At 69.5% G+C, this 13448-nt stretch carries 7 protein-coding genes and 1 pseudogene; 2 read left to right on the plus strand and 6 right to left on the minus strand.

Annotated features, from left to right (window positions below; all coding sequences use genetic code 11):
* Positions 1-46: 46 nt before the first annotated feature.
* A pseudogene (locus ASC99_RS14065) lies at positions 47-2428 on the plus strand (discoidin domain-containing protein); the annotation flags it as partial.
* Positions 2420-2872, plus strand: a complete 453-nt coding sequence (locus ASC99_RS40455; protein ID WP_235502516.1) for a discoidin domain-containing protein — start codon at positions 2420-2422, stop codon at positions 2870-2872. The pseudogene ASC99_RS14065 and the gene ASC99_RS40455, both read left to right, overlap by 9 nt.
* A 60-nt stretch (positions 2873-2932) precedes the next feature.
* Here ASC99_RS40455 and ASC99_RS14070 read toward each other — a convergent pair whose 3' ends face one another.
* The 6 genes from ASC99_RS14070 to ASC99_RS14095 form a co-directional block, all read right to left on the minus strand.
* The gene (locus ASC99_RS14070; RefSeq protein WP_057231812.1) at positions 2933-3946 is read right to left on the minus strand and encodes a LacI family DNA-binding transcriptional regulator; all 1014 of its coding nucleotides are present in this window, start codon (positions 3944-3946) and stop codon (positions 2933-2935) included.
* Between the two features lie 149 nt (positions 3947-4095).
* Positions 4096-8388, minus strand: a complete 4293-nt coding sequence (locus ASC99_RS14075; RefSeq protein WP_157531517.1) for a discoidin domain-containing protein — start codon at positions 8386-8388, stop codon at positions 4096-4098.
* A gap of 93 nt (positions 8389-8481) precedes the next feature.
* Entirely contained in the window at positions 8482-10107 is a 1626-nt protein-coding gene (locus tag ASC99_RS14080) for a glycoside hydrolase family 13 protein (RefSeq protein ID WP_057231814.1), read from the minus strand.
* A gap of 56 nt (positions 10108-10163) precedes the next feature.
* Entirely contained in the window at positions 10164-11048 is an 885-nt protein-coding gene (locus ASC99_RS38490; protein WP_057231816.1) for a carbohydrate ABC transporter permease, read from the minus strand.
* 3 nt (positions 11049-11051) lie between these two features.
* Entirely contained in the window at positions 11052-11981 is a 930-nt protein-coding gene (locus ASC99_RS38495) for a carbohydrate ABC transporter permease (protein WP_057231818.1), read from the minus strand.
* 73 nt (positions 11982-12054) lie between these two features.
* Positions 12055-13413 (minus strand): extracellular solute-binding protein, encoded by a 1359-nt coding sequence (locus ASC99_RS14095; RefSeq protein ID WP_057231820.1) that lies wholly within the window; start codon positions 13411-13413, stop codon positions 12055-12057.
* Between the last annotated feature and the right edge of the window lie 35 nt (positions 13414-13448).

Here is a 13448-nt window from a genome sequence, read left to right on the forward strand (position 1 = left end):
GCTCGGCCGTTCCCACCCACGCGACCAGCAAGGAAGTGCATCCCCCATGCAGCCACCCCCACTTCGCCGCCTGCGCGCTCCGCTCGCCGTGCTGACGGCCGCCGCACTGAGCTCCGCCGCCCTGCTCGGCCTGACCGCCCAGTCCGCGCACGCCGCCGCCGTACCGACCCTGTCCCCGCTGGACGTCTCCGGCCGGGGTGCCACCGTCCCGTTCAGGGAGCAGGAGGCCGAGTACGCGGCCACCAACGGCACCGTGATCGGCCCCGAGCGGCGCTACGGCACCCTGCCCTCGGAGGCGTCGGGACGCCAGGCCGTCACGCTCAACTCCACCGGCCAGTACGTGGAGTTCACCCTGGCCGCGCCGGCCAACGCGATGAGCTTCCGGTACAGCCTGCCGGACACCGCCGACGGCCGGGGGCGGACCGCCTCGATCGACCTGCTGGTCAACGGATCGAAGCTGAAGGACCTGCCGGTCACCTCCAAGTACGGCTGGTACTACGGGGGTTACCCGTTCAACAACAACCCCGGTGACACCAACCCGCACCACTTCTACGACGAGACCCGGACCATGTTCGGCTCCACCCTGCCCGCCGGAGCGAAGATCCGGCTGCAGGTCTCCTCCACCGCGCAGTCGCCCAGCTTCACCATCGACCTGGCCGACTTCGAGCAGGTCGCCGCGCCGATCGCCAAGCCCGCTGGGGCACTTGACGTGGTGACGGACTTCGGCGCCGACCCGAGCGGGGCCACCGACTCGACCACGAAGTTCCAGGCGGCGGTCAACGCCGGGCAGGCGCAGGGGAAGACGGTCTTCATCCCGCCGGGCAGCTTCACCCTCTACGACCACGTGGTGGTGGACGGCGTCACGCTGGCCGGGGCCGGTCCCTGGTACAGCGTGCTCGGCGGACGCGACCCGGTGAACCGGAACCGGGCGGCCGGCATCTACGGCAAGTACGTGCCGGGCGGCGGCTACGGCGGCGCGGTCCGGCCGCACGAGGCGGGTGGTCCGAGCCGGAACGTCACGCTCAAGGACTTCGCCCTGATCGGCGACATCCAGGAGCGGGTCGACGACGACCAGGTGAACGCCATCGGCGGCGCGATGAGCAACTCGGTGGTCGACAACCTGTGGATCCAGCACACCAAGGTGGCCGCCTGGATGGACGGTCCGATGGACCACCTCACCATCCGCAACAGCCGGATCCTGGACCAGACCGCCGACGGCGTGAACTTCCACACCGGGGTCACCGACTCGTCCGTCACCAACACCTTCGTCCGCAACACCGGCGACGACGGCCTGGCCTCCTGGCCGGAGCGGGTGCCGAACGTGCGCGACAGCTTCACCCACAACACGGTCGTGCTGCCGATCCTGGCGAACAACATCGTCACGTACGGCGGCAAGGACTTCACCATCTCGGACAACGTGATGGCCGACACCATCAGCAACGGCGGCGGCCTGCACATCGCCAACCGCTACCCGGGCGTCAGTTCGGGCAACGGCACCGCCGTGGCGGGCACCATCACCGCCGCCCGGAACACCCTGATCCGGACCGGCAACAGCGACTTCAACTGGAACTTCGGGGTCGGCGCGGTCTGGTTCAGCGGCCTCAACGAGGCGATCAGCGGCGCGACCATCAACATCACCGACAGCGACATCCTGGACAGCTCGTACGAGGCGATCCAGACCATCGAAGGCGCGGTCAACGGGGTCAACCTCACCAACGTGAACATCGACGGCGCGGGCACCTACGCGATCCAGGCGCAGGCCAACGCGAGCATGAAGTTCACCAACGTGACGGCGAAGAACATCGCGCAGGCGGCCACCCCGACCCACAACTGTGTCGGCACCGGCTTCGTGATCACCGACGGCGGCGGCAACTCCGGCTGGTCGGGCTCGACCTGCTCGGGTGTCTGGCCCGACCCGAGGTTCACCTACGGCGGGCGGCCGTCCAACGGCACCCAGCCCTCGCCGTCGCCTTCCCCCTCGCCTTCCCCCTCGTCGTCGCCCAGCCCGTCACCCTCCCCCTCCACGCCGCCGGTCTGCACGCCGAGCGCGACCGCGACCAGCAGCAACCAGACCTATGGCGCGGCCAACGCCATCGACGGCAACGCCGCGACTTACTGGGAGAGCACCAACAACGCCTTCCCGCAGTCGCTGACGGTCGACCGCTGCACCGCCACCGACGTGACCGGTGTCCAGCTGAAGCTGCCGCCGAACTGGGAGGCCCGTACCGAGACGCTCACCGTCTCCGGCTCCACCGACGGCAGTTCGTTCACCGAGCTGGCCGCCTCGCGCGGAGTACTGCTCGACCCGGCAACCGGGAACACCGCGACCGTCAACTTGGCTGCCACCAAGGCCCGGTGGATCCGGATCACGGTCACCGGTAACACCGGCTGGCCCGCCGCTCAGCTCGCGGAGCTGACCGTGCTCACCGGCAGCACCCCCACGACCACCCCATCTGCCAACCCGAACCTGCTCGCGGGCCGGACCCTCACCGAGACCAGCCACGCGGACGTCTACACCGTCTCCCGGGCCAACGACGGTGACCCGAACAGCTACTGGGAGAGCGCCAACAACGCGTTCCCGCAGTCGCTGAGCGCCGACCTCGGCAGCCAGTCCACCGTGGGCCGTCTGGTGCTCCGGCTGCCGGCCGGCTGGGGCGCGCGGACCGAGACGCTCTCGGTGCTCACCAGTACCGACGGCAGCACCTGGACCACCGCGAAGGCCTCTGCGGGCTACGGCTTCGACCCGGCCACCGGCAACACCGTCACGGTCAGTTTCCCCGGCGCCGCCGCCCGCCACCTGCGGGTGACCTTCACCGGCAACACCGGCTGGCCGGCCGCCCAGCTGTCCGACATCCAGGCGTACGCCTCCTGACCCACCACACACGAAGGCCCTGACACCTCATCGGGTGCCAGGGCCTTCAAGGCTGCGCGGTCAGCCGCGCGAGCGCGGCGGCGCGGTCGAGCCGCGCACCACCAGCTCGGGCTCGAACAGCAGCTCGTCGTGGGTGATCTTGGCGCCGCCGATCTCCCCCGCCAGCAGGTCCACGGCGGCCCGCCCCATCGCCTCGATCGGCTGTCGGACGGTGGTGAGCGGCGGGTCGGTGCAGTTCATGAAGGCCGAGTCGTCGTAGCCGATCACCGAGACGTCGTCCGGCACCGAGAGCCCGGCCCGGCGGACCGCCCGGACCGCCCCCAGGGCCAGCGGGTCGCTCGCGCAGATGATGCCGGTGACCTCCTGCCGGAGCAGCCTGGTGGTGGCCGCCTGGCCCCCCTCCAGGGTGAAAAGTGCCCGCTCCACGTGCAGGTCGGGCAGCTCGAGGCCGGCCTTCGCCGCCGCGACCCGGGCCGCCGCCAGCTTGCGCTGGGAGGGCACGTGGTCGCTCGGGCCGAGCACCAGGCCGATCTTCCGGTGCCCCAACTGCCGCAAGTGGCCGATGGACTGCTCCACCGCCACCGCGTCGTCGCAGGAGACCCGGGCGAAGTCCAGGCCGTCGATCGCCGCGTTCAGCAGCACGGTGGGCAGGCTGCGTTCGGCCAGCCGCTCGTAGTGCTCGTGGGCCGCGTCCGCCTGGGCGTAGAGGCCGCCGAAGAAGACCACCCCGGAGACCTGTTGGGAGAGCAGCAGGTCCACGTAGTCGGCCTCGGAGACTCCGCCGGCGGTCTGCGTGCAGAGCACCGGGGTGAAGCCCTGGCCGGCCAGCGCGCCGCCGACCACCTCGGCGAAGGCCGGGAAGATCGGGTTCTGCAGCTCCGGCATCACCATGCCGACCAACCTGGCCCGCTCACCGCGGAGTTGGGTGGGCCGCTCGTAGCCCAGCACGTCCAGCGCCGTCAGCACCGCCGCCCTGGTCGCGTCGGAGACGCCGGGCTTCTCGTTCAGCACCCGGCTGACCGTGGCCTCGCTGACCCCGACCTTCTGCGCCACCTGGGCAAGTCGTCGTGTCATGCCGCGAGTGTACGTCTTCCCGCGCAAGTTTTTTGCGCTTTCTTGCGTTGCGAACGACATGCCCTTTCCGGACAACACAGGCCTTTCCCCAGCAGCCGGAAGTGCCGCCGGGAGGTCAGGACTCCCGGCGGCACCGTTCTCGGTGGGTGTTACGGGTTCACGGTCAGGGTGAAGGTGGAGGTGGTGTTCCTGATGTTCTGGACGTTGCCGCTCAACCGCAGGTTGTTGAAGACCGCGTTGCCGACCGCCGGGCCCTGACCGGCCTCGGCCGCCTCGTTGACCCAGATCCCGAAGCCCGACTTGGCGTCGTACGCGTCACCGCTCCTCTGCGCCCCGCTGATCGAGACGTTGGTGAACACCGTGTCCTTGACCGGGAACTGCGGCTGACCGCCCACGTAGTTCGTCTGGAACATGATGCCGTGGTAGGTCGGGTCGACGATGTCCACGTCGCTCACCCGGATGCCCTGGAACACCTTCGAGGCCGAGAAGACCCAGATGCCGGGGAAGGTCTGCGAGCCCCAGAAGTGGCCGCCCGCCCGGACGATGGAGATGTTCTGCAGGTTGGTCGGGTCGGTCCCGAAGCCGTTCATCGGGTAGCCGAAGTCCAGCGAGCTGATGGTGATGCCCGAGTAGACCAGGGTGTCCGCGATGTGGATGTTGCGGAAGGTGTTGGCGTACCCGCCGTAGACCGCGACACCGGCGGCCCGCCAGGTGAGGATCGAGGTCAGGTTCTCGAAGACGTTGTTCTTCTCGTCCGCCCCGCCCCCGTCGATCGCGGAGAACAGCGCGAAGGAGTCGTCACCGGTGGCCCGGGCCTCGTTGTTGCTGATCAGGTTGTCGGTGCTGCCGTTGGTCATGTTGACGCCATCGGCGAAGGTGTCCCGGATCCGGGAGTTCTTGATCACCATCGAGTCGGTGTTGGCACCCCAGTAGAGGCAGACCATGTGCTCGACCCAGATGTTGTCGATCACCGTGTTGGCCACGTTGGAGAAGTCGAAGACCTTGCCGGGGCCGTCGATCCGCGAGGTGTAGTTGCCGAAGTAGGCGAACCCCGCGAAGGTCGACCCGTTGGCCGTGGCCTCGGCGCGGAAGCCGATGTCGGTGTTGGACTGGGTGGCCGGGGCGTGGAACCGGGTGAACCAGGGGCCCGCACCGATCACCTTGACCGGCTTGCCGTAGACCTGGAACTTAGCTGCGGTCTGGTAGTCACCGGTCGGCAGGTAGACGCCGACCAGGGTGCCGGTGGTGTCCATCCGGACCTTGTCCAGGGCGTTCTGCACGTCCTGGTGGGTGAAGCCGGCCGGCACCGTGTAGCGGGCCGGGTCCGGGTTCGGGGTCGCGGTGGCCTGCTCCAGGCTGACGAAGTCGATCGCGTACTGCGAGGTGTTGCCCGCGTCCTTCTGCAGCCTGATCCGGCTACCCGCCGGGACGGTGGTGCCGAGCAGCACGTTCGCCTCGTCGTAGATGTGCCGCGGGCCACCCGCGCTGGGCGAGTTGCCCGGGCCGGTCTCGCTGCCGTACAGCCAGGCGTACTTGGAGGTCAGGTCGATGGTCTTCAGGAAGCTGCCGTTGACGTAGACACTCAAGCTCGAGTCGATGCCGTCGCCGCCCGCCGCGTCCGGGATGGAGAACCGGGTGACCAGGGTGTTGGTCGGCGCCTTGGTGGTGAACTCGACCGAGGCACCGGTGGAGTTGAGCGTCACCGCACGCCGGCCGGAGGCCTCGCCGGCCAGGTCGCCGACGGTCCGGTTCGGGCCGACCAGCGCGGCACCACCGGCCAGCACACCGTCCTCGGCCTCGTACATGTCGTACGGCATGTTGGCCCCGCGGCCGACGAACAGCGACTGGCTGCTGGTGTTGTTGGCCTGCTTGACCGGCAGCTCGTTGGCGTCGTTGGCGATCACCGTCTGCACGGTGTACTTGCCGTTGCCCGCCGTCCAACTGCCCAGGCTGACCGGGGCGGTGGTGGCACCGGCCGCGATCGCGCCGCTGTAGGAACCGGTCAGCGTCTTGACCACCGCGCCGCTCTGGTCGGCCACGGTCAGCGTGATGCCGTGCGCACCGGCGGCCGAGGCCACCGTGCCCTGGTTCTTCAGCGCCACCGAGAAGGTGACGGCGTTGCCGGTGGCCGGGTTGCCCGGCGACCAGCTGACCGGGGCGGCCAGCAGGTCCGAGCTGGCGACTTGACTGACCACCAGGGCGGCCGGGGCGGTGTAGCCGTTGTTGCTCTCGTCCCGCTCGACCACCGTGTTGGCCGGGTCGACCTTGGCGCTCACCTGGTAGCTGCCCGCGTTCTGCGCCCCGGCGTTGACCGAGACGGTACTGGTACCACCGGCGGCCAGCGCGCCGACCTGCGCGGTGCCGACCTTGGTGGATCCGAGGAACAGGTCCACGGCGGTGGCGGCCGAGGGCAGCGTGCCGACGTTCTTGACCGTGGCGGCCAGCGTGACCACGTCGGTCTCCACCGGGCTGGCCGGGGTCGCGGTGGTGCCGGTGACGGCGAGGTCCGGGTTCGGCGCCGGGGTGCCGATCACCTGGAACTCGGCCGCCTGGCCGCCACCGGAACCTGAGTTTGCGGTGATCCGCAGCTGGACGTCGGCCACCGTGGCACCGACCGGGATGGTCACGGTGTTGCCGGAGGCCGGGTCGAAGGCGTAGCTCTTCGCGGCCACCAGACTGGCGAGACCACTCGCGCTCTGCTCCCGGCCCAGCACCTCGATGGTCTGGGTCCGCGGGCCCCAGGCCGAGGCCGGGTTGAGCTTGACCACCACGGAGTCCACGGCGGCGTTCGAACCAAGCGGCACCGTCAGGGTGTTGGGGTAACTGTTGGAGTTCCCCTCCCAGTAGGTCGTGACGTCGTTGTCGTTGGCGTTTGCCGCGACGAAGGTGAAGATGCTGGAGGAGGCGGTGATCGCCTTGCCCGCCGCCAGGTTGGTGCCGCCGGTACTGCCGCTGCGCAGCACGGTGTTGCTGCTCGCCGACTGGTTGCCGGCCGCGTCCTTCGCCTTCACGTAGTACGAGACGGTGGCGCTGTCCGGCTGGCTGTCGGTGTACGTCAGCACGTTGCCCGCGACGCTGCTGCGGAGTGCGCCGTTGGCGTAGACGTCGTAGCCGGCCACACCCACGTTGTCGGTGGCGGCACCCCAGGTCAGCTTGATCTGACCCGAACTCGGCTGGGTGTACGCCAGGTTGGCCGGTGCGGACGGCGCCTGGGTGTCCCCGGCGGCGCCCGTGCGGGTGACGGTGTTGCTGTTCCCGGACTGGTTCCCGGCCGCGTCCTTGGCCCGGACGAAGTACGAGACGGTGGCGCTGTCGGGCCGGGTGTCGGTGTACGTCAGCACCCCGCCGCCCACACTGGTGAGCAGCTCACCGTCGGCGAAGATGTCGTAGCCGGTCACGCCCACGTTGTCGGTCGCGGCACCCCAGGTCAGCTTGATCTGACCCGGACTCGGCTGGGTGTACGCCAGGTTGGCCGGTGCGGACGGCGCCTGGGTGTCCCCGGCGGTCGGCCCGTATGCCTCCAGCTCGGCCAGCTGGGCGGCCGGCCAGGCCGTGTTGGCGGTGACGTTCAGCCGGATGTACCGGGTGGTCGCGGTGCCGAAGTCGACCGTCACGGCGTTGCCGGTGGCCGGATCGAAGACATAGCCGGTGGAGGCGGCCAGGTCGGTGAAGTCGGTGCCGTTGGAGCTGCCCTGGACGGCGAGCGTCTGGGTCCGCTTCTCCCAGCCCGCCGGGAGCTTGAGCACCAGCTTGTTCACCGCGACCGAGGATCCCAGGTCGAGCTGGATCCACTGCGGCAGGGCGTTGTTGGCGCTCTCCCAGTAGCTCGACCGGGAGCCGTCGTTGGCGTTGTTCGCGGTGTAGGTCTGGCTGTAGCTGCTCGCGGTGAGGTTGCGGCCCTGGGCCAGGTTGGCGCTGGTGCCGGTCGCGCCGTGCACCTCCAGCTCGGAGATCTGGGCGGCGGGCCAGCCGGTGTTGGCGCTGATCGCCAGCCGGACGAACCGGGTGGTGACGGCTGGGAAGCCGATCTTCACGGTGTTCGCGGCGCCCGGGTCGAAGCTGTACCTCGCGGAGCTGGTCAGGGTGTTGAAGCTGGTGCCGTCGGCGCTGCCCTGCACGGCCAGCGTCTCGGTGCGGCTGCCCCAGGCGGCCGGCAGCTTGAGCACCACCTCGTCCACGCCGGCCGCCGCGCCGAGGTCGACCTGCACCCACTGCGGGAGGCTGCCGTTGCTGCTCTCCCAGTAGGTGGACTGGTTGCCGTCGTTGATGTTGCCGACGGCCTGACCGCCGGTGGAGCTGCTGGCCGCGACGGCCTTTCCGGCCGCCAGGTTGGGACCACCGGCCGCCGAGGCGGCGGTGGGCAGCAGCGGACCTGCCAGGGCGAGCAGGCTGATGGTGGCCGCGGTGGCCACCAGTCGGGGGATCGGTGCTCGGGTTCTCACGGTTTCCTCTGTCTCGTCGTCCGAACGATGGGTGGGGGTGAGGAGTTGGGAACCTTGGCGAGCGAGGTGGCGACCGGGCCATCAGCAGTCTCCTCAGCCGGCGCGCAGCCAGACAGCGGTGTCGGTGGGGAGCAGTCCGTCCTCGGTGAGCGGTCCGCTGGCCAACAGGACCTGCCGCTCCGGGGGCAGCGGCAACGGCGCGGGCCCGAAGTTGACCAGGCAGCGGAAGTCGGCCCCGCGCCGGAACGCGAGCACCTCCGCCGAGCTGTCCAGCCACTCGAACGTGTCACCGCACAGCGCCACTTCGGCGCGGCGCAGTCGGAGCGCGGTGCGGTAGAGGGTGAGCATCGAGTCAGCCCGGGCCGACTGGGCCTCGACCGTGAGGTCGGCCCAGTCGGCCGGCTGCGGGAGCCAGGGCTCGGCCGGAGCCTGGCTGAACCCGTACGGGGGTCGGTCGCCCGACCAGGGGAGCGGCACCCGGCAGCCGTCCCGGCCGGGGTCGGTGCCGCCGGAGCGCAGGTGCATCGGGTCCTGCCGCCGGGCCAGCGGCAGGTCCTCGACCTCGGGCAGGCCGAGCTCCTCGCCCTGGTAGAGGTAGACCGCACCGGGCAGGGCCAGTGAGAGCAGGGCGGCCGCCCTGGCCCGGCGTCGGCCGAGGGCCAGGTCTGTGGGGGTGCCGAAGGTCTTGCTGGCGAAGTCGAACCGGGTGTCCCGGCGACCGTACCTGGTCACCGTCCGGGTCACGTCGTGGTTGCACAGCACCCAGGTGGCCGGGGCGCCGACCGGGGCGTGCAGGGCGAGCGTGCCGTCGATCGACTCGCGCAGGGCGCGGGCCTCCCAGGGGCGGGCCAGGAAGTCGAAGTTGAACGCGGTGTGCAGCTCGTCCGGGCGCAGGTAGCGGGCGAACCGTTCGGCGTCCGGCAGCCAGACCTCGCCGACCAGGATCCGCTCGCCCGGGTACTCGTCCGCGATCGCCCGCCAGGACCGGTAGATGCTGTGCAGCTCCTCCCGGTCGGTGAACGGGTGCGGGTCGCGGCCCTTGACGAAGTCCGGCAGTGCCGGGTCCTTCGCGAGCAGTGCGGCCGAGTCGATCCGCACCCCCGCCGCGCCCCGGTCGAACCAGAACCGGAGAATCTCCTCGTGCTCCGAACGCACCAGCGGGTGCGCCCAGTTGAGGTCCGGCTGCTGGGTGGCGAACAGGTGCAGGTACCACTCGCCGTCCGGCAGCCTGGTCCACGGGCAGCCGCCGAACTCCGACACCCAGTCGTTCGGCGGCAGCTCGCCGGTCTCCCCCCGGCCTGGCCTGAAGTGGAACAGCTCGCGCTCCGGGCTGCCCGGCGAAGCCGCCAACGCCTGCTGGAACCAGGGGTGTTGGTCGGAGACATGGTTGGGGACGATGTCCACCACAGTGCGGATGCCCAGGCCGAGAGCCTCGGCGATCAGCTTCTCGGCCTCGTCCAGGGTGCCGAACAGCGGGTCGACGCCCCGGTAGTCCGACACGTCGTAGCCGCCGTCCGCCATCGGCGAGGGGTACCAGGGGTTGAACCAGACGGCGTCGATGCCGAGTTCGGCCAGATAGGGCAGTCGGGCGCGGACCCCGGACAGGTCCCCGGTGCCGTCACCGTCGCCGTCGGCGAAGCTGCGCGGGTACACCTGGTAGATCGCCGCGTCGCGCCACCAGTCCGGGTGCTCGGAGGGGAGCCGGGATTGCTGTCCCACGGTGGGGGTCCTTTCGGGTCGGCGCCCGTGCTCGGCTCCGGTCGGCGCTGCGGGTCTCAGCCCTTCAGCCCGCCGGAGGTGAGCCCGGACATGATGTTGCGTTGGAAGATCAGGAAGAACACCACGGTCGGCACCGAGGCGATCGCCAGCGCCGCGATGATCACGTTCTGCGGCACGCCCATCGAGAGCGACTTGATGCCGATGTTGAGCGTCTGGTTGGCCGGTTCCGGCTGGACCAGCATCGGCCAGAGGAAGTCCTTCCAGACGTTGACCACCGCGAAGATCGACACCACCCCGAGGATCGGCCGCGACATCGGCAGCACGATCGACCACAGCGCCCGGGTCGGGGTGGCCCCGTCGATCGCCGCCGCCGCCATCAGGTCCTCCGGGATGGAGTCGAAGAACCGCTTCAGCAGGAAGATGTTGAAGGCGTTCGCCACCGTCGGCAGCCAGATCGCCCAGGGCGTGTCGACCAGGTTGACGTGCAGCAGCGGCAGGTCCAGCACGGTCAGGTACTGCGGCACGATCAGCACCGCCGCCGGGATCATCAGGGTGGCCAGCATCATGCCGAGGATCAGGTTCCCCAGCACCGGCCGCAGCTTGGACAGCGCGTACGCCGCCGCCACGTCGAACACCAGCTGGAACGCGAGCGCCCCGAAGGCGTAGTACAGCGTGTTGAACAGCAGTCGGCTCATACCGAGTTGGCGCCACGCGGTGGCGTACGTCTCCGGGTGCAGCTCGGCCGGGAACAGCGTCGGCGGGTTCTGGATCACCTCGGCGGTGGACTTCAGCCCACCGGTCACCAGCCAGTACAGCGGCCCGAGGAAGACCACGGTGAAGCCGACGACGGTCAGCGCCAGCACGGTCCGGTACAGCAACCTGCCGAGCGGCCGGTTGAGTTGGGTCTGCGAGATCAGCGTCCGGGTCAGCGGCTCGTCCATGGTCTAGTCAGCCTTCCGGGACTGGCGCACGTACAGAGCGGAGAATCCGGCCAGCACGACGAGCATGATCAGGCCGAGCGCCGAGGCGGCGCCGTAGTTGTTGAAGTTGAAGGCGTACTGGTAGACGAGGTAGACCACCGTGGTGGTGGACCCCTGCGGCCCGTTCCCGCCGGTCAGCAGGAAGGGTTCGACGAACACCTGCATGGTGGCGACCACTTGGAGCAGCAACAGCAGCGAGAGGATCAGCCGGGTCTGCGGGATCGTCACGTGCCAGACCCGGCGCCACAGGCCGGCCCCGTCCAGCTCGGCGGCCTCGTACAGCTCCCCGGGGATGCCCTGCAGTGCCGCCAGGTAGATCAGCGTGGCGCCGCCCATGTTCATCCAGGTGGACGCGATCACGACGGAGACCATCGCGGTGTCCGGCGAGTTGAGCCAGGCCGAGGTCGGCAGGTGCAGGGTGTGCAGGATGCTGTTGAACAGCCCGAAGTCCGGGTCGTAGAAGTACTTGAAGAGCAGCACCGAGGCGACCGGCGGCATCATCACCGGCAGGTACACCAGGATCCGCAGGTACGACTTGGCGTGCCGGAGCTCGTTCAGCAGCACCGCGACGAAGAACGGCACCGCGAAGCCGAACACCAGCGCCAGCAGCGTGAACAGCAGGGTGTTGCGCCAGGCCTGCCAGAACTCCGGATCCTGGAGCAGCTGGTCGATGTTGTCCAGCCCGACCCAGCTGGTCCTCCCCCGCTTGGTCTTCTGGAAGCTCATCACCACCTCACGGACCATCGGGTACCAGGTGAAGAAGCCGAAGCAGAGCAGTGCGCCGAGCAGGAAGCCGTGCGCGGTGAGGTTCTGCCGGACCTTCCGGCACCGTCGGTCCCGGCCCTCGTGGGTGGTGGGTCTGGCCGCCTTCCCGGCGACACTGATCACTGCCATCGCTTCGTTCTCCCGCTGGTTCGTCGGTACTCCCCGTCACCGGGCCGGCCCCGACGGCCGGCCCCTGCGACCGCTACTGGAGGCTGGCCAGCACCTGGTTGACCTGGGTCTCCGCGTCGGCCAGCACCTTGGGAATGTCGGCGTTCCTGTCGGTCAGCACCGCCGAGACCGCGTTGTCCAGCACCTTGTAGATCTGCTGCGCGTGGGCGGGCTCGGTCTTTCCGGGCACCGAGGCGGCCAGGTACGGCGCGTAGTTCTGCACCGGCACGGTGGCGCTGGCGGCCTTCGCCTTGTTGTCCGCCGCCAGGCCGGCACCGGTGAAGAAGAACGGCTGCGGCAGGCCGACCGGCAGACCGTCGGCCTTGGTCCTGGCGTAGTCGAACTGGCCCTTGCCGAGGGTCAGGTACTTGAGGTTGATCCAGGCGATGCCCGCCTTGATCTGCTCGGGGCTGGAGCCCTTCTTGAACATGTAGTCGTTGCCGCCGAGCAGCGCCGCCTTGGCCCCGGGCATCGGCCCCATCCCGTACGCCTCGTAGTCGCCCTTGAGGGTCTGCACCATGTACGTGATGTCGTCCGGCGCCCCGACGTACATGCCGAGCTTGTCGGCCGCCATCTGGGTCATCAGGTCGGGCCACTTGAGGCTCTGCGCGGCACCCATGGTGTTGTCGGTCCAGCGCATGTCGTAGAGGTTCTGCAGGACCTGCCTGCCCTCGGCGGTGTTGAACGCGGCTTTCTTGCCGTCCTCGCTCACCATCGTGCCGCCCAGGCCGTACAGTTCGGCCGTGTAGTGCCAGCCGCCCTGGTTGGTCGCGCTGTACTCGCCGTACCCGTTCACGCCGTTGCCGAGCGCCGCGATCTTCTTCGCCGCCTCCCGGATCTCCGCCCAGGTGGCCGGCGGCTTCTCCGGGTCGAGACCCGCCTGCTTGAACAGCTTGCGGTTGTAGAGCAGGCCCATCTTGTAGTTCGAGGTCGGCAGGCCGTAGAGCTTGCCGCCGTCCTTGAGGGTGGCCAGCACCGACGGGTCGATGTCCTTCAGTGCCGGGACGGTGGTCTCGTTGACGTAGGCGCTGATGTCCTCGGCGCCGCCCGCGTCCAGCACCTGGGCGAGGTCGGTGAAGTACGTGTAGAAGACGTCGGTCTGTGTCTTGCCCTTGAGCTGGGCGGTGAACGGGGCTGGCTCCTCGCAGGGCGAGGCGTCCTTGCTCTTGATCGTCACGTTCGGGTACAGCTTGCCGAACGCCGCGACGTCCTCGTCCCACTGCTTGCGCTCCGCCGCCTTGGTCACCGGCGGCTGGCAGTCCACGCTGACGGTCACCTTCGACGCCCCGTCACCTCCGCCCGTACCCGAACTGCCGCAGGCAGCAAGGGACATGCTCATCCCGGCGGCCACGGCGACAACGACGGATCTACGGACGAGCCCAGTTCTGCTCATGACGGAGGAACCCTTCTGCGGGCATGGGTGGGGTG

Source organism: Kitasatospora sp. Root107 (assembly GCF_001424875.1).
Taxonomy (GTDB): domain Bacteria; phylum Actinomycetota; class Actinomycetes; order Streptomycetales; family Streptomycetaceae; genus Kitasatospora.

What these genes read in the sequence shown, in the direction of transcription:
- ASC99_RS38495 (WP_057231818.1), bottom strand. Translation starts at nt 11,981, where the DNA reads ATGGCAGTGATCAGTGTCGCCGGGAAGGCGGCCAGACCCACCACCCAC.
- ASC99_RS14095 (WP_057231820.1), bottom strand. Translation starts at nt 13,413, where the DNA reads ATGAGCAGAACTGGGCTCGTCCGTAGATCCGTCGTTGTCGCCGTGGCC.
- ASC99_RS14070 (WP_057231812.1), bottom strand. Translation starts at nt 3,946, where the DNA reads ATGACACGACGACTTGCCCAGGTGGCGCAGAAGGTCGGGGTCAGCGAG.
- ASC99_RS38490 (WP_057231816.1), bottom strand. Translation starts at nt 11,048, where the DNA reads ATGGACGAGCCGCTGACCCGGACGCTGATCTCGCAGACCCAACTCAAC.